At 61.9% G+C, this 15,219-nt stretch carries 17 protein-coding genes; 10 read left to right on the plus strand and 7 right to left on the minus strand.

Annotation, left to right across the window (positions count from 1 at the left end):
• A partial coding sequence (locus ACWGTO_RS22595) for a porin (RefSeq protein WP_454577019.1) occupies positions 1 to 395 on the plus strand: 395 nt, incomplete at its 5' end.
• A gap of 291 nt (positions 396 to 686) precedes the next feature.
• On the plus strand, positions 687 to 1,718 hold the full coding sequence (locus ACWGTO_RS22600; RefSeq protein WP_454577165.1) for a tyrosine-type recombinase/integrase: 1,032 nt from the start codon (positions 687 to 689) through the stop codon (positions 1,716 to 1,718).
• Between the two features lie 58 nt (positions 1,719 to 1,776).
• On the opposite strand, the gene ACWGTO_RS22605 is transcribed toward ACWGTO_RS22600, so the two are convergent.
• Positions 1,777 to 2,676 carry an alpha/beta fold hydrolase gene (locus ACWGTO_RS22605; RefSeq protein ID WP_454577020.1) on the minus strand — a complete coding sequence of 300 codons (900 nt, stop codon included), beginning with the start codon at positions 2,674 to 2,676 and terminating at the stop codon, positions 1,777 to 1,779.
• A 228-nt stretch (positions 2,677 to 2,904) separates the two neighbouring features.
• Positions 2,905 to 4,953, minus strand: coding sequence for a lytic transglycosylase domain-containing protein (locus ACWGTO_RS22610; RefSeq protein WP_454577021.1), 2,049 nt, complete (start codon positions 4,951 to 4,953; stop codon positions 2,905 to 2,907).
• 248 nt (positions 4,954 to 5,201) lie between these two features.
• Here ACWGTO_RS22610 and dapA point away from each other — a divergent pair, with 248 nt between their 5' ends.
• The 3 genes from dapA (at position 5,202) to ACWGTO_RS22625 (ending at position 7,495) form a co-directional block, all read left to right on the plus strand.
• Complete coding sequence (gene dapA, locus ACWGTO_RS22615) at positions 5,202 to 6,083, plus strand: 4-hydroxy-tetrahydrodipicolinate synthase (RefSeq protein ID WP_454577022.1); 882 nt, start codon at positions 5,202 to 5,204, stop codon at positions 6,081 to 6,083.
• Positions 6,084 to 6,108: 25 nt separating this feature from the next.
• Positions 6,109 to 6,588, plus strand: a complete 480-nt coding sequence (gene smpB, locus ACWGTO_RS22620; protein WP_025583626.1) for an SsrA-binding protein SmpB — start codon at positions 6,109 to 6,111, stop codon at positions 6,586 to 6,588.
• A 166-nt stretch (positions 6,589 to 6,754) separates the two neighbouring features.
• Positions 6,755 to 7,495, plus strand: a complete 741-nt coding sequence (locus tag ACWGTO_RS22625; protein WP_454577023.1) for a glycoside hydrolase family 25 protein — start codon at positions 6,755 to 6,757, stop codon at positions 7,493 to 7,495.
• Between the two features lie 37 nt (positions 7,496 to 7,532).
• Here ACWGTO_RS22625 and ACWGTO_RS22630 read toward each other — a convergent pair whose 3' ends face one another.
• Entirely contained in the window at positions 7,533 to 8,438 is a 906-nt protein-coding gene (locus ACWGTO_RS22630; protein ID WP_454577024.1) for a DMT family transporter, read from the minus strand.
• Positions 8,439 to 8,569: 131 nt separating this feature from the next.
• Here ACWGTO_RS22630 and ACWGTO_RS22635 point away from each other — a divergent pair, with 131 nt between their 5' ends.
• Entirely contained in the window at positions 8,570 to 9,058 is a 489-nt protein-coding gene (locus ACWGTO_RS22635) for an Lrp/AsnC family transcriptional regulator (protein ID WP_454577025.1), read from the plus strand.
• 18 nt (positions 9,059 to 9,076) lie between these two features.
• Here the strand turns inward: ACWGTO_RS22635 and ACWGTO_RS22640 are convergent, their stop codons facing one another.
• Both ACWGTO_RS22640 and ACWGTO_RS22645 read right to left on the minus strand, forming a co-directional pair.
• Positions 9,077 to 9,727: a uracil-DNA glycosylase gene (locus ACWGTO_RS22640; RefSeq protein WP_454577026.1), complete on the minus strand. Its 651-nt coding sequence runs from the start codon at positions 9,725 to 9,727 to the stop codon at positions 9,077 to 9,079.
• Between the two features lie 12 nt (positions 9,728 to 9,739).
• The gene (locus ACWGTO_RS22645) at positions 9,740 to 10,321 is read right to left on the minus strand and encodes a LabA-like NYN domain-containing protein (RefSeq protein ID WP_454577027.1); all 582 of its coding nucleotides are present in this window, start codon (positions 10,319 to 10,321) and stop codon (positions 9,740 to 9,742) included.
• 331 nt (positions 10,322 to 10,652) lie between these two features.
• On the opposite strand from ACWGTO_RS22645, the gene rpoZ reads away from it, so the two are divergent.
• From rpoZ to pyrE, 3 genes are all read left to right on the plus strand, one after another.
• Positions 10,653 to 11,054: a DNA-directed RNA polymerase subunit omega gene (gene rpoZ, locus ACWGTO_RS22650; RefSeq protein WP_025583642.1), complete on the plus strand. Its 402-nt coding sequence runs from the start codon at positions 10,653 to 10,655 to the stop codon at positions 11,052 to 11,054.
• A gap of 128 nt (positions 11,055 to 11,182) precedes the next feature.
• Entirely contained in the window at positions 11,183 to 13,414 is a 2,232-nt protein-coding gene (locus ACWGTO_RS22655; protein ID WP_454577028.1) for a RelA/SpoT family protein, read from the plus strand.
• A gap of 11 nt (positions 13,415 to 13,425) precedes the next feature.
• Complete coding sequence (pyrE, locus tag ACWGTO_RS22660) at positions 13,426 to 14,004, plus strand: orotate phosphoribosyltransferase (protein ID WP_454577029.1); 579 nt, start codon at positions 13,426 to 13,428, stop codon at positions 14,002 to 14,004.
• Between the two features lie 30 nt (positions 14,005 to 14,034).
• On the opposite strand, the gene ACWGTO_RS22665 is transcribed toward pyrE, so the two are convergent.
• Both ACWGTO_RS22665 and ACWGTO_RS22670 read right to left on the minus strand, forming a co-directional pair.
• Positions 14,035 to 14,436: a type II toxin-antitoxin system HicB family antitoxin gene (locus tag ACWGTO_RS22665; protein WP_454577030.1), complete on the minus strand. Its 402-nt coding sequence runs from the start codon at positions 14,434 to 14,436 to the stop codon at positions 14,035 to 14,037.
• Positions 14,437 to 14,441: 5 nt separating this feature from the next.
• Positions 14,442 to 14,630 carry a type II toxin-antitoxin system HicA family toxin gene (locus tag ACWGTO_RS22670; RefSeq protein WP_454577031.1) on the minus strand — a complete coding sequence of 63 codons (189 nt, stop codon included), beginning with the start codon at positions 14,628 to 14,630 and terminating at the stop codon, positions 14,442 to 14,444.
• A gap of 122 nt (positions 14,631 to 14,752) precedes the next feature.
• On the opposite strand from ACWGTO_RS22670, the gene ACWGTO_RS22675 reads away from it, so the two are divergent.
• Complete coding sequence (locus ACWGTO_RS22675; RefSeq protein ID WP_454577032.1) at positions 14,753 to 15,133, plus strand: VOC family protein; 381 nt, start codon at positions 14,753 to 14,755, stop codon at positions 15,131 to 15,133.
• The last annotated feature ends 86 nt before the right edge of the window (positions 15,134 to 15,219 follow it).

Here is a 15,219-nt window from a genome sequence, read left to right on the forward strand (position 1 = left end):
ACATCACCCCGATGCAGAACCTGTCGCTCTTCATCATGGGCGGCTACGGCACCGACGACAATTATTCGGATCCGACCTACGCGTTCCCGGCCGGTGGCCGCGGCTTCTACAAGCAGTGGGATGGCAACTGGGCAGTCTGGGGTGGTGGCACCTACACCATCAACGAGAAGACCTCGTTCAACGCCCAGGTCTCGTATGACGAAGGTGAGAACCTCGCCATCGCCGCCAACATCGCTTACGATGTTGTCCCGGGCCTGACGGTTACGGCCGAAGTTGACTACATCAATGCAGGCAGTATCGATGAGGCCGATGGCCTGAACCACAACTGGACCGGTATTTCTGATGGCGGCGACGACGCCATCGGCGGCATGCTCCGCTTCCAGCGCTCGTTCTAAGGACTGGCTTTAGACAGGTGAATACCAGCCCGGGCGCTTCAACGCCCGGGCTGTTTTTGTTTCGTGACTGGGTCAAGACAAGCAGAAGGAACAGGGGGAATCGGCAGCTGAACAGTCCGCAAGGGTGAGTTCGTGGGATCCGCTGATGGGCGGATGAAGTCACAACTGCGTGATTTAAATCTCTTGAAAGGACGCTTCCAAGCGGGTAGGTCTGACTCTATCCACTCGGGGGTGTGGCAATTGATGACCAACGAAGCGACGCAAGAGGGTGATCCCGCCGATCATTTCTCGATGTTTTCTTCTCAAACCTCGAAGATAAGATACAGCTACAACAAAATCCGAGAAGTAAAGTCGCACAGGGTCGGAGAGCTTTTTTCAGCATACCGGGACATACTCTGGGATGATGGGCGGCATAAGTACAATGTCAGTTCCTTCATCGGCGAAATAGACGAGATTCTCCTCGGAGAACGGTTCAGCGCCTTCGACCAGAGCACCCTGGACAACCTTATCGGCACCTTGCGCCAGCGCGGCAACAGCAACGCAACCATCAATCGAAAGATGGCTGCCCTCAGCAAACTGCTGCGCAAGGCTTACAAGATGGGCGATATCCACAGCCTGCCCGAGTTCCGCCGCCAGAAGGAGCGGGCGGGACGGATTCGTTTCCTTGAAAGGGACGAAGAGGCAAGGCTGTTCGCTGCCATCAAGAGCCGCAACGAGGATGCCTATCGTCTCTCGGTCTTTCTCGTCGACACCGGCTGCCGCCTCGGCGAAGCGCTCGGACTGATCTGGAATGACATCCAGGAACACCGCGTCTCGTTCTGGATCACCAAATCCGGCCGCAGCCGCACCATTCCGATGACCGAACGGGTCAAAGAGGTGATCAAACTGCCGCCCTCAGAGGGTCGCAGGCCCAAAGGTCCGTTCACAAAACTCAGCCAGGCGCAGTTTCGCGCCATCTGGAACGATGCGAAAGCCGAGGTTGGCCTCGGCGCAGATGACCAGGTGGTACCGCACATCTTGCGTCACACCTGCGCCTCGCGTCTTGTCCAGGGCGGCATCGACATCCGCCGCGTGCAGATGTGGCTCGGCCACCAGACGCTTTCGATGACCATGCGTTATGCGCATCTGGCCACAAACGATCTTGACGGTTGCGTCGTCGTGCTGGAAACACCCCGCGGCGAAGGGCTGTCCGGTGACACGCAAAATTCGACCTTCGCATCGCCGCTGACCACGCCTTCAACGGCAGCGCCGCCGAAGCAAAAGGGCGAAGCGACCGCGGCGAAAACGGTCAAGGCACCCAGGAAAAGCTCGAAAGCCAAATAGTTCCACCGATCGGTGATATACTGAACGGCAGCCCCAGGATCATATTTATTCTTGGGGGCTACTTTGCTGGAGCTGTGTTTTCGGCCTTGTCCAGGAAAGCTGCGATGGCGCTGGGCAGTTTGCCTGTCTCCAGGAAGGGGGCGTGGCCCTGGCCCTCAACGGTGATCGCTTCCATGCCGGGATGGCGCTTGCCCATCTCTTCGAATGTCTCCACCGACAAAAGTTTCGAGTTGGCGCCACGTATGGCAAGCAGCGGTATGGCCATCAGCGAATCGAACTGCGGCCACAGGCCCGTCAACGGCTTGCTGAGGTCGAGGCCGGCCAGCGTCTCGACCAGCTTGGGGTCGAAATCCGGCACCAGCCCCTGATCGGTCTCGCGATAGAGGGCTGATACCATGCGGTCCCAATCCGCCGCGGTCAGCGCGGAAAAGTCACCGCCATGAGCGCTGCTTTGGGCCTCCATAGCCTCGGTCCGGCTCTTCGGCCTCGGTGACGGATCGAGATAGGTCCGGATATGGGCGAGCCCGGCGGCTTCGATCACCGGGCCGATGTCGTTGAGCACGATGGCTTTCAGCACGGTTGGCCGCAACGTGCCGAGCACATGGATGATCAGCCCGCCGCGCGACGTGCCGATAAAGGCTGCGTCCGCGATGTCGAGTGCCGCAAGCCCGGCGAGGATGTCGCCGGCTTCGATGCCGACATTGTAGTGTCCGATATCGGGATCGTAGGCCGATTGGCCGCGGCCGCGATAGTCGAAGGCGATCACCTTGCGTGCATTGTCGGCCCGCTGCGACAGGTAAAGCGCCAGCTCATGAAAGTCGCGCGCGTTGCGGGTCAGGCCGGGCAGGCAGACCGCCGGCCACGCTGTCGAATTCGTCTCGCCGTAGACGCGGGCGTGAAGCCTGAGCCCATCCGGCGCTGTGTAGAAGAAATCGGAAAAGCCGTCGTGGTTTGGCATCTGAAATGACTCCCGGCGATCGTCTCCGACTGCTACAGGCGCGGGCGGGAGTGGTCAAATTGGAGGGTCTTCCCTTCTCCCCCTGGGAGAAGGTGGATCGGCGCGCAGCGCCGAGACGGATGAGGGGTGTTCCATCGGAGTGAGACGTTAGCGTTCCCTGGAACACCCCTCATCCGACCTCGCTTCGCGAGGCCACCTTCCCCCACAAGGGGGGAAGGACAAAAAAGCTCAGCTCCGCCCGTTCACGAGATCCCCGACAATGTCGTACTCCCCCGAAATGCGCATCTTGTAGACTTCGTAATTCTCCATCACGCGCTGTACGTAACTTCTGGTTTCCGTGTAGGGAATCCGCTCGATCCAGTCGACGACGGCATCTATTCCCTTGCCGCGCGGATCGCCATATTTGGCCACCCACTGGGCTGCACGGTTGGGGCCGGCATTGTAGCCGGCGAACGTCAGCACGTAGGAGCCGCCGAAGCGGTCGAGCTGCTCGCCGAGAAAGGCCGCGCCCAGCGTCGCATTGTAGCCGGCATCGCTGGTCAGCCGGTCCTGCGAAAAGCTCAGTCCTGCCTTCTTCGCCAATTGCTTTGCGGTGCCCGGCATCAGTTGCAGCAGGCCGCGCGCGCCGGCGCTGGAGACGGCGCCGACATTGAACTCGCTTTCCTGGCGCGCGATTGCGTAGGCCAGCGCCTTGCCCGAGCCGGAAATGTCGGCGGTGTCGGGAATGACGCCCAGCGGATGCGACAGCGCGCCGACATCGATGCCGCGCGCCCCGGCGATCTTGCCGATCTTCAGCGCCATGAAATGGTTGCCCTGGTTTTCCGCCAGCACCGCCAGCAGCGCCAGTTCGCCGGGGCTGGTCAACTGACCGGCGAGATCGCGGTAGAGCGTCTCGGCATAGCGGTCATAGCCCGCTTCCTGCAGCCGCTTGATGGCGCTGACCGCTTCGCGTCCGTCAAAGCTTTGGCGGTCTGCGTTGCTTGGCTCGGGGTAGACGATGTTCAGCGTGCGCAGGCCAACCCGTTCCGCCGCCAACTGGCCGTAGAAAGTGGTGCCATAGGCCGCTGCCTTGGTGAAATAATCCTTCGCATCGCCGGGACCGCCGACTTCCGCCGCGCGGCCAAGCCAGTAATAGGCGCGCGAGAGCGACATCGGCCCCTGCGCAAGATCGGCGATGCGGGCAAAATGGGTCGCAGCCGTCGCAGGGTCGTTGAGGCCGCGCAGCGCATACCAGCCGGCGTGGAATTCGGCTTCGGCGGCACTGGCGGGGCTTTCGGCGGCATGCGCGGCAACGATCTTGTAGGCGGTCTTCCAGTCGCCCTGGTCGACCAGTGCGCGCGACAGCACGCGGCGCTCGACCCACCAGGCATCGGGATCGACCAGCGCGTCGCGATCGGTTGGCGCTTTCATCACCACCGCCGCAGCGTCCGCGAACTTCCGCTGCTTGCGCAGATATTCGGCTTGCGCGAAGAAATAGCCGGCCGATCGTTGTGCTTCAGGTACTGCTTTCAAGAGCTTGGCCGCGTTCTTGTCGCCACGCGAGGCAGCGGCCCAGGCATCGGCCAGCGGTTGCGCGCCGGCAAGCGCGGCGACCCGCAGCGCCGAATTTTCTCGCTCGGCATAAAACATCCGTTCCATGCGGAAACGATGGTCGGCAGCCGGGATAATAGCGCCAAACTCCTTGATGACGGACGCCTCATCCTTCGCTTCCAGCTTTTCGGTGCGCCAGAACGGCGACAAAACTGAAAGCGCGGCCTTGGCATTGCCCAGCGCCACATAGGATCGGGCAAGGATCACCACGCCTTCGAAGGTCAGCGGCTGGCTTCCGTCAAAGGCTTTCACCACTGTCTGCGGCGGGGGGCTTTCGCGGTAGAGCGCGCGCTCGCTGTTCTTGCGCAGGGCGATTGTGCCCGGCCAGTTCGGCAGCATCTTTGGGGTATCGGCAATCTCGCTGCTCGGCACACGGTCGCCGCCATAGAGCGCGATCGCCCAGGCCAGGATATGGCGGTCGAGCGAATTGGCCGGCAATGTTTCGCGCAGGGCGCGTGCCGCGGCAATATCGCCGGTCGCCAACGCGTCGAGACCGGCTTTCAACACGACGATGCTGGCGGAGGGCGCATCGGTCTGCGCCCCGTCCTGCAGGCCCCCATTTTGCAGGCTTGGCATCGGGATCGATGAGGTCGTCTGCTCGTCGACGCTTTCGTTTGCCGCCGTCCCCACTATCAGCAGGGCAACGGCGCCAAGCAATACGAAGCGGAAGGGCCGACTGGTCGGCATGGATCCTGATCTTTCCCTGTTGCGGCACCTTAAATGGCAAGCCCAGGTGCCCGAGAGCCTAGACTTAGGTCGTGAAGAGCCCGTAAACAAAGGGTTATCGAGGCCGTTCGAATTGCGCTTGCTGGCACCATCGGCATGCTTGCCGCTGAACAGTGTCGAGACTATGGTGCGCGGCTTCGCTTTCGGCTAGAAGGCGCCGACGCTGAAACACATCAAGAAACCCGAGAAGTCCCAAGGAGTTGGACGACATGCTGAGAGGCTCGCTTACTGCGCTCGTGACACCGTTCGAAAAGAGCGGGCGTTTCGACGAGAAAGCCTTTCGCGCTTTCGTCGAGTGGCAACTTGGCGAGGGCACCACGGGTCTGGTTCCGGTCGGCACCACCGGCGAGTCGCCGACGCTATCGCATGACGAGCACCGCCATGTCGTCAAGGTCTGCATCGAGGTCGCCAACGGCCGCGCTCCGGTCGTTGCCGGCGCCGGCTCCAACAACACTGCGGAAGCGGTTGGTCTGGTGCAGTATGCCGAGCAGGCGGGCGCCGATGCGGCATTGGTCGTCACGCCTTATTACAACAAGCCGACGCAGCGCGGCCTCTACGAGCATTTCGCTGCCGTCGCCAGGGCGACCAGCCTGCCGATCATCATCTACAACATCCCGCCGCGCTCGGTCATCGACATGATGCCCGAAACGATGGGCCGGCTGGCACACGACTTCAAGAACATCGTCGGCGTCAAGGATGCCACCGGCAAGGTCGAGCGCGTGTCCGAACAGCGCGCCACCTGCGGCAAGGATTTCATCCAGCTTTCGGGCGAGGATGCCTCCGCGCTCGGCTTCAACGCCCATGGCGGTGTCGGCTGTATCTCGGTGACGTCAAATGTCGCGCCGCGACTGTGCGCCGAATTCCAGGAAGCCACACTGTCCGGCGACAGCGCCAAGGCGCTGGAGTTGCAGGACCGTCTGCTGCCGCTGCACAAGGCGATCTTCCTCGAGCCCGGCCTGTGCGGCGTCAAGTACGCGCTGTCGAAGATTGGCAAGGTCGAGAACGTGGTGCGCTCGCCGCTGGTGACGATCGAGGCATCGACCGCGGAGCGGATCGATGCGGCGATGAAGCACGCCGGCTTGATAAATTGAGGATGAGGTGCCACCTCTCCACATCATGAATCAAGTCAGAAAAGCCGATCCCAACAACAAGACCGTTGCGGAGAACCGCAAGGCGCGGTTTTCGTATGAGGTGCTCGACACGGTGGAGGCCGGCCTTGTGCTGACCGGCACCGAGGTCAAGTCGCTGCGCCAGGGCCAGGCCAACATCCAGGACAGTTATGCCTCCGTCGAAGGCGGCGAGATCTGGCTGATCAATTCCTATCTGCCGGAATATCTGCAGGCCAACCGCTTCAACCATGAGCCGCGCCGGCGCCGCAAGCTGCTGCTCAACAAGCGCGAGATGGCAAAACTGTCGCAGAGCATCGAGCGCGAAGGCATGACGCTGGTGCCGCTAAAGATCTATTTCAACGACCAGGGCCGCGCCAAACTCCTGCTCGCCGTCGGCCGCGGCAAGAAACTGCACGACAAGCGCGAGACCGAAAAGCAGCGCGACTGGTCGCGCGAGAAGGGCCGGTTGCTGAAAGAACGTGGGTGAGGAGTGGTCCGCGTAGCGGACGAAAAGCCAACGATTTGGCTTTTCGAGCGACGAACGCCCGGAGCCATAGCGCAGGGCCGGCCTTCAGGCGATAGCCCGAAAAAAGCCAACAGTCTGGCTTTCAAGGGTGGAACGGCTGAACCGGCTGTTCCAACAGGGGATCGTCTTGAAAAATCGGATTGTTCTCTGGGGCGCGGCCAGTCTGGTCTTTGTCGGCCTCGTGGCGGCAGGCGGCTTTTTCTACTTCCAGACCTTCTCGCCGGATCGCGAGAGCTATCCGGTCAGAGGCATCGACGTTTCCCATCATCAGGGTGAGATCGACTGGCGGCGGGTCGCCGGCGACGATGTCGCCTTCGCCGTCATCAAGGCGACCGAGGGCGGCGACCATGTCGACGACGCCTTCGCCAAGAACCTGCGCGAGGCGCGCGCGGCCGGCCTTGCTGTCGGCGCCTACCACTTCTTCACCTTCTGCCGGCCAGGCGCCGACCAGGCGAAGAATTTCATTGCGGTCGTGCCGCACGATCAACCGCTGCTGCCGCCGGTGGTCGACATCGAATTCGGCGGCAACTGTCCGCAACGACCTTCGCCGGAACAACTGAGCGTGGAGCTTCAGGCCTTCCTCGGTCCGGTGGAAGCTGCGTTCGGCAAGCCGGCGATCATCTACCTGACCGACGAGGCCGCGGCGGCCTATCTCGGACAGATAACTGTGCGTCAGCGCTGGCTGCGCTCGCTGGCCCTCAAGCCGAGTGAGGACGGCTGGATCTATTGGCAGTATCACAATATGGGCCGCGTCGACGGCATCGAGGGTGATGTCGATCTCAATGTCCTGCAGGGCAGGCAGCAAACGCTGGCCGAGTTGTTTGCCAGGCCGGGATCGGTCTTTCCACAAACGCGTCCATTGCCCTGATCGGATCAGGCAGGCATCCGCTTTGGCTACCGCAGTCTCACGCAGTCTTGCTCACAGGTCTGGCGACAGCCGAAAAAGCCATCCCCGCAGCCATGATCAGGATGGCGGCGAATTGGGTGCCTGTCGGCATCTCACCGAGCACCGTCATGGCGATGAGGACCGTCGCGATCGGCACGCATGGCATGAACAACGATGCCGTCTGCGACCCCAACTGTCGGACGACATAGGTATAGAGGAACATGGCTGCCGCACCTGCCAAAAACCCTTGAATGACGATCTGGCTGGCGATCTCGGCCACTGATGCGGCGCGCAGGCCGCTTGGGGCAAAGAAACAGAGCAGCGGCAGCGGCACGCATGACAGGAGCACGACCGTTGCGGTCGCCGTAACCGGATCGACGCGCCAGCGCCGCACGAGAACGGCATAGGTGGCAAACATTGCGCCCGATGCGATGAACAGGAGATCGCCGAAGAGGACGTCCTTCATGCCGCCATCGGTGCGCACCGGCGCAATGAACAGGATCAGCCCGGCAATGATGGCAGCGACGCCAATGGTTCGCTGGCCCGAGGCCTTGTCCGTCGTGGCGATGTGCGACAGCACGAACGAGAAGAACACGATCGAAGCTGGGCAAAGTGCCGCCCCATGCGCGGCGGGTGCGTAAGTGAGCCCCCAATTGATAATGATCGGGTAGGGCAGTCCGGCCAATACCGCGAGTGTCAAGGCACGCCTCCAGCCCAATGCCTTGCCTGTCGCCAGGCCGCTGCGCCAGACGACTGGCAGCATGACCATGCCGGCCCCGACAAAGCGCAAGGTCGCGAGATCGGTCGCGGTCAGATGCTCCCGCAGGCTGAAGCGGGCGGCGACAAACTGGACGGCGTAGATGGCGATCATGGCCGGGCCCGCAAGGATTGCTGGCTTCGTGTTTAGGCCCTCTGCCAGGCGCATTTTTTATCCCGCTCTATCCTGCCAGCGGAGGCTTCTACCTCCGGCGGCTTTCGTTGGAAGCGCAGCCTATTGTTGAAAATGGTGCGACGAAATATGCTCTTTTCACAATACGGAAGTGAAATTCACACAATATGGGCGCTGCAGACGTGAATCATGAATCGGACCAGCTGGACGCCATCGACCGCAGCTTGCTGCGGCTGCTGCAGGAGGATGGGCGTCGCACCACCCTCGATCTCGCTGCCCGTGTCGGCCTGTCGCCGACCGGCACCAGCCAGCGCGTGAAGCGCCTGTTTCGTGACGGGTTCATCACCGCGGTCCGGGCCGTGCTCAATCCGCAGAAGATCGGCCGTGGCACGCTCGTCTTCATCGAGGTCAGGCTCGACCAGGCGGCGCCGCATGTGTTCGACCGTTTCGCCGAAGCGGTGGCCAAGGCCCCCGAAGTGCTGGAATGCCATATGGTCGTCGGCGGCTTCGACTATCTGGTCAAGGCCCGCATTTCGGAAATGGCCGCCTACCAGGATTTCCTCAAGCGCGTGATCCTGCCGCTGCCGGGTGTCAGGGAAACGCACACCTATGCGTCGATATCGGACGTGAAGCCGGACGCGCTGCTGCCGGTGTGAGACGACACTTCGCAGCTCTCAGCCCCGCAGGAACGCCGCGATGTCGCGGAACACATTGACGAACATCGCTTCCGTCAGGACACCGGTGTTGGTGTTGTAGCGCGAGCAGTGATAGCTTGAAAACAGCGTGATGGCACCAGCTGGCAATTGCCCGCCATGCTTGAACGGATAGGCGGCGACGCGCCCACCCAGCGCCCTGACCGTCGACTGATGCGCGATCGAACCCAGCGCCAGCACGGCGCGCAGCCTGGGAAAGCGTGCGATCGTCGGCACCAAAAAACTGCGGCAGGTAGTGATCTCGGCACCGACCGGCTTGTTCTCCGGTGGCACGCAGCGCACCGCATTGGTGATCGCGGTGCCGACAAGCTGCAGCCCGTCATCGGGCCGCGCCTTGAACTCGCCGCGGGCAAAGCCGTGCGCAATCAGCGTGGAGTAGAGCAGGTCGCCGGCATAGTCGCCGGTGAACGGTCGCCCGGTGCGGTTGGCGCCGCGCAGGCCGGGCGCCAGCCCGACGATCAGAAGCTCGACGGCGCCGTCGCCCTCCGGCGGCAGGAAGGTCGGCACCGGCGCATTGAACCAGGATGGCTCTCGGCTCCGCCAGTCTGCGATGAAATCATGCAGGCGCGGACAGAGCGGACAGTCGCGGTCGGGTTCTGAAGCGGCGTTCAAGGCGGCCGCTTCTCAATAGTCGTCCTCTTCGACTTCCGCCGGCTCAGGCCGGCGCACCGGACGCTCGGAAGGATCGCGGCCGACCTCGTTCTTCAGCGAGGTCAGGTCGATGAAATGGTCGGCCTGGCGGCGCAGATCATCCGAGATCATCGGCGGCTGCGAGGCCATGGTGGAGACGATCGAAACCTTGCGCCCGCGCCGCTGCAGCGCTTCGACCAGCGTGCGGAAATCGCCGTCGCCGGAGAAGATGACATAATGGTCGACGACATCGGCAAGTTCTAGCGCATCGACGGTCAGCTCGATGTCCATGTTGCCCTTGATCTTGCGGCGGCCGGTCGAGTCGGTGAATTCCTTGGCCGGCTTGGTCACCACCTTGAAGCCATTATAGTCGAGCCAGTCGATCAAGGGACGTATTGAGGAGTATTCCTGATCCTCAACCAATGCGGTGTAGTAGTAAGCGCGCAGCAGATAGCCGCGCTTCTGGAAGCTCGACAGCAGTTTGCGGTAGTCTATGTCGAAGCCAAGTGCGCGCGAGGTGGCGTAAAGATTGGCGCCGTCGATGAAAAGAGCGATTTTTTCACGGGGGTCGAACATGGCAATATTCCTTTTTCGAAATAGGTGGCGGACTAATCGAAATGGGTCTGATATATCGGTCGGCTCGTAAATAAACCGGCTGACCTTTCGTCAACCGAGATAGCGCCAGTTTTACGGCAATCCAAGGGTGCTAGGGCTGACTGCAAGCAATTGTGATCGGGGCCGTATCGCCACTGGCGGGCGGGCTTTGCCGGCAAGGCATTCGTCGGCACCCGAAACCAGCATCGGCCCGGCCCGGAGGCCCTGGCGCCATAATGCTTGTATTTTGGCGGCGTTCGGGTTATGGACCGCGCCTGTTTTCCATCAAATCCAGGCATGAAAGGGGCAATCAATGGCCCGCGTAACCGTTGAAGACTGCATCGACAAGGTCGACAACCGCTTCGAGCTCGTGCTGCTCGCCGGCCACCGCGCCCGCCAGATCAGCCAGGGCGCGCCGATCACCGTGCCGCGCGACAACGACAAGAACCCGGTCGTGGCGCTGCGCGAGATCGCCGATGAGACGCTGTCGCCCGACGACCTCAAGGAAGATCTGATCCACTCGCTGCAAAAGCATGTCGAGGTTGATGAGCCGGAAGCCGACGGCGAGGCGATCGCCGACCAGACCGGCAATGCTGTCGCGGCAACCGATGCCGACGACGCCGAGGACAACGTCACCTTCGATCGCATGACCGAGGAAGACCTGCTGGCCGGCATCGAAGGCCTGGTACCCCCGGAAAAGAGCGACGACTACTAAGCAGGCGCTATGGACCTGCCGGGAATATGGTTCCGGCACTTCCGTCCCGTCAGTTTCGTGGCTATCTATGAGATGCGCCGTACGCTAGTGCGGCGCATCAATCATTTCAGCACCGAGAGATCTAGCCCATGATGCGTCAGTATGAGCTTGTCGAGCGCGTCGCGCGCTACAAGCCTGACGTCAACGAGGCGTTGCTCAACAAGGCCTATGTCTACGCCATGCAGAAGCATGGCCATCAGAAGCGCGCTTCCGGCGATCCCTATTTCTCGCATCCGCTCGAAGTCGCCGCCATCCTCACGGAAATGCACATGGACGAGGCGACGATCGCCGTCGCTCTGCTGCACGACACCATCGAGGACACCACCGCGACGCGGGCCGAGATCGACGATCTGTTCGGTCCCGAAATGGGCAAGCTGGTCGAAGGCCTGACCAAGCTGAAGAAGCTCGATCTCGTCTCCAAGAAGGCCGAGCAGGCGGAGAACCTGCGCAAGCTCTTGCTGGCCATCTCGGAGGATGTCCGCGTCCTGCTGGTCAAGCTCGCCGACCGTTTGCACAATATGCGCACCCTCGACCACATGCCCGAGGCCAAGCGCCTGCGCATCGCCGAGGAGACGATGGATATCTACGCGCCGCTCGCGGGGCGCATGGGCATGCAAGGCATGCGCGAGGAGCTGGAAGAGATCGCCTTTCGCTTCATCAATCCGGAAGCGTATCGCGCCGTCACCGCAAGACTTGCTGAGATATTCGAGCGCAACAAGGGCGTGTTGACCGACATTGAGAAGGCGCTGTCGGCGCTGTTCGAAAAACACGCCATCAACGCCGGCGTGAAAAGCCGGCAGAAAAAGCCTTGGTCCGTGTTCCGCAAGATGGAGGCAAAGGCGCTGTCCTTCGAGCAGCTCTCCGACATCTTCGGCTTCCGCGTTGTCGTCGACAGCGTCGAGGATTGTTACCGCGCGCTCGGCGCCATCCACACGACATGGTCGATGGTGCCCGGCCGCTTCAAGGATTACATCTCGACGCCCAAGCAGAACGACTACCGCTCGATCCACACCACCATCGTCGGTCCGTCGCGCCAGCGTGTCGAATTGCAGATCCGCACCCGCGAGATGAACAAGATCGCCGAATATGGCGTCGCGGCCCATTCGATCTACAAGGACACCGGCGGCAAGACGAACGGTGCAGGCCACGCGATCTCGAAAGAAACCAATGCCTATGCATGGCTGCGGCGCACCATCGAGCAGCTGGCCGAAGGCGACAACCCGGAAGATTTCCTCGAGAACACCAAGCTGGAGCTGTTCCAGGATCAGGTTTTCTGCTTCACGCCGAAAGGCATGCTGATCGCGCTGCCGCGCGGCGCCACGCCCATCGACTTTGCCTATGCCGTGCACACCGATGTCGGCGACACCTGCGTCGGCGCCAAGGTCAATGGCCGCATCATGCCGCTGATGACGGAGCTCAAGAACGGCGACGAGGTCGAGATCATCCGCTCGAAGGCGCAGGTGCCGCCGGCGGCCTGGGAATCGGTCGTCGTCACCGGCAAGGCCCGTTCGGCCATCCGTCGGGCTACCAAGAACGCCATCCGCAAGCAATATTCCGGTCTCGGCGCCCGCATTCTGGAACGGGCTTTCGAACGTGCCGGCAAGACTTTCGCCAAGGAAAATCTGAAGCCGGTGCTGCACCGGCTGGCGCGCAAGGACATCGAGGATGTGCTGGCCTCGGTCGGACGCGGCGAACTCGCCTCGACCGACGTGATGAAGGCGGTCTTCCCCGACTACAAGGACGAGCGCGTCACCGTCAGCGCCCCCAAGCAGCGCGAGGAAGGCTGGTCGAAGATCCGCAACGCCGCCGGCATGCTGTTCCAGATGCCCGGCACGCGAGCCGCGCGCAAGGACAAGGACCAGCCGCGCGACGGCGCTGTGCCGATCCGCGGCGTGCGCGGCGACCTGCCGGTGCGCTTCGCGCCGGAAGGGGCCGTGCCCGGCGACCGCATCGTCGGCATCGTCCAGCCGGGCACCGGCATCACCATCTACCCCATCCAGTCGCCGGCGCTGCAGGCCTTCGACGACCAGCCGGAGCGCTGGATCGACGTGCGCTGGGACATTGACGAGCAGACCAAGGAACGGTTTCCGGCGCGTGTCTCGGTGACCGCCATCAATGCGCCGGGGTCGTTGGCCGACATCGCCCAGGTGGTTGCCTCGAACGACGCCAACATCCATACGCTGTCGATGGTGCGCACCGCGCCCGACTTCACCGAAATGCTGATCGATCTCGAAGTCTGGGATCTGAAGCACCTCAACCGGCTGCTGTCGCAGCTCAAGGACAATTCGAGCGTCAGCGATGCGCGGCGTGTGAATGGGTGAATGGAGCGAGCATGAACACCGACGAAGTGCTGGGCATTTTCCGCGAGGCGGGCGCTGTTCTGGAGGGCCACTTCATCCTGACGTCTGGCCTGCGCAGTCCGGTCTTCCTGCAGAAGGCGCGGGTGTTCATGCATGCCGACAAGACCGAGCGCCTGTGCAAGGCGCTGGCCGAGAAGATCCGCAAGGCGGTACCGGGCAAGATCGACTATGTCGTCGGGCCGGCGATCGGTGGCCTTATCCCGGCCTATGAAACCTCGCGCCATCTCGGCGTCCCGGCAATCTGGGTCGAGCGCGAAGGCGGCGAGTTCAGGCTGCGCCGCTTCGAGATCGCGCCGGGATCGCGCGTCGTCATCGTCGAGGATATCGTCACCACCGGTCTTTCGATCCGCGAGACCATCGACTGCCTGCGCGCGCTTGACGCCGAAGTGGTGGCCGCCGCCTGCATCATCGACCGCTCGGCCGGCAAGACCAATGTCGGCGTGCCGCTGATCGCGCTCGCCGAATATGAGGTGCCGGCCTATCCGGCCGACCGCCTGCCGCCCGAACTTGCCGCCATTCCGGCCATCAAGCCCGGCAGCCGCAACATCTAGGGCAATGCGCTACACGTTCGGCAACAAAAGTTAGGCAGCCTCTTGCTGCATTACCTTCTCTGCCGCCTTGGCGAGAAAACCAGATCGCGTATAGCCGTGAGCTTCCGCAAACGCGTCGATCCGCTGAAGAACATCAGCCGGCAGAGTGACGTTTACTCGTACCACTTTTTTTGTTTCGGTTTTCACCTCAACCAGAATGGCTACGCCATCGCGATTGATCGCCGACGCCATAATCTCAGCCAGAGATGAGGGCTCTGGGATAGCCTCGCCGTCCTCAACGAGCCCTTCGATATGGAAGGCGAGGGCTTCTTCGGCCATGCCTCGGGCATCGTCCAAATCCTGACCCGCCGTAACCAAACCGGGAAAATCAGGAAAAGAGACGCCAAAGTCGCTTTCTGCATCTTTATGGATAAGTCCGATGTAGTGCTGCATGGTTCTCACCTTAATTTCAGCCCGGATTGTTTCTCGATGCTGCGCAGGGTGCCGATGGGGATGTCTCGTTTAGGGTGTGGTACGGTGACCCGTCCCGGTTTGTCGCGGTGCTTGAATTGAGCATGACTGCCTTTTCGAGCGACTTCGAACCAACCATCAGCAACCAGGATTGCAATCACATGGATGCTCTTCATATGTGTATTAATACACACTTTTGTCGCGCGATGTCAACGGAAGGCCGCCTGATACAAGATTGCATGCCACACGAGAATGCATGGCGATTTTGGAGCAGCGATATGTGTGTGGAGAAAGCCGCATGATCGCCGGCATCGATCATTTCGTGCTGACGGTTCGCTCGGTGGAGGACAGCTGCGCCTTCTACCAGCGGGTGCTTGGCCTGAAGCGTCTCGACGAGCCCGAGCGGCCGACGGCGCTGCTGTTCGGATCGCAGAAGATCAACCTGCATGAAGTCGGCCGCACTTTTGAACCGAAAGCCAAGACGCCGACGCGCGGCTCCGGGGATTTCTGCCTGGTCGCCGCAAGGCCGCTCGCCGAGATCTGTGCCAGCCTGGAGGCCAATGGCGTGGCAATAGAAGTCGGCCCGGTCGAGCGCACCGGCGCTCGTGGCGCCATGATGTCGGTCTATTTCCGCGACCCGGATGGCAATCTGGTCGAAGTCAGCGAATATCGGGAATAGTGTATCCGCCTCGGCGTCGTCTTCGCGGGCGGCCTTATCGTCGCCGTGAAAACTCTCACCTGACGTTGTCCTCAGTTTCGCCCCAA

Source organism: Mesorhizobium sp. PL10, from assembly GCF_053714315.1.

What these genes read in the sequence shown, in the direction of transcription:
- ACWGTO_RS22605 (WP_454577020.1), bottom strand. Translation starts at nt 2,676, where the DNA reads ATGCCAAACCACGACGGCTTTTCCGATTTCTTCTACACAGCGCCGGAT.
- smpB (WP_025583626.1), top strand. Translation starts at nt 6,109, where the DNA reads ATGAATCAAGTCAGAAAAGCCGATCCCAACAACAAGACCGTTGCGGAG.
- ACWGTO_RS22630 (WP_454577024.1), bottom strand. Translation starts at nt 8,438, where the DNA reads ATGCGCCTGGCAGAGGGCCTAAACACGAAGCCAGCAATCCTTGCGGGC.
- pyrE (WP_454577029.1), top strand. Translation starts at nt 13,426, where the DNA reads ATGAACACCGACGAAGTGCTGGGCATTTTCCGCGAGGCGGGCGCTGTT.
- ACWGTO_RS22655 (WP_454577028.1), top strand. Translation starts at nt 11,183, where the DNA reads ATGATGCGTCAGTATGAGCTTGTCGAGCGCGTCGCGCGCTACAAGCCT.
- ACWGTO_RS22665 (WP_454577030.1), bottom strand. Translation starts at nt 14,436, where the DNA reads ATGCAGCACTACATCGGACTTATCCATAAAGATGCAGAAAGCGACTTT.
- ACWGTO_RS22670 (WP_454577031.1), bottom strand. Translation starts at nt 14,630, where the DNA reads ATGAAGAGCATCCATGTGATTGCAATCCTGGTTGCTGATGGTTGGTTC.
- ACWGTO_RS22600 (WP_454577165.1), top strand. Translation starts at nt 687, where the DNA reads ATGTTTTCTTCTCAAACCTCGAAGATAAGATACAGCTACAACAAAATC.
- ACWGTO_RS22610 (WP_454577021.1), bottom strand. Translation starts at nt 4,953, where the DNA reads ATGCCGACCAGTCGGCCCTTCCGCTTCGTATTGCTTGGCGCCGTTGCC.
- ACWGTO_RS22645 (WP_454577027.1), bottom strand. Translation starts at nt 10,321, where the DNA reads ATGTTCGACCCCCGTGAAAAAATCGCTCTTTTCATCGACGGCGCCAAT.
- ACWGTO_RS22635 (WP_454577025.1), top strand. Translation starts at nt 8,570, where the DNA reads ATGGGCGCTGCAGACGTGAATCATGAATCGGACCAGCTGGACGCCATC.
- dapA (WP_454577022.1), top strand. Translation starts at nt 5,202, where the DNA reads ATGCTGAGAGGCTCGCTTACTGCGCTCGTGACACCGTTCGAAAAGAGC.
- ACWGTO_RS22675 (WP_454577032.1), top strand. Translation starts at nt 14,753, where the DNA reads ATGATCGCCGGCATCGATCATTTCGTGCTGACGGTTCGCTCGGTGGAG.
- rpoZ (WP_025583642.1), top strand. Translation starts at nt 10,653, where the DNA reads ATGGCCCGCGTAACCGTTGAAGACTGCATCGACAAGGTCGACAACCGC.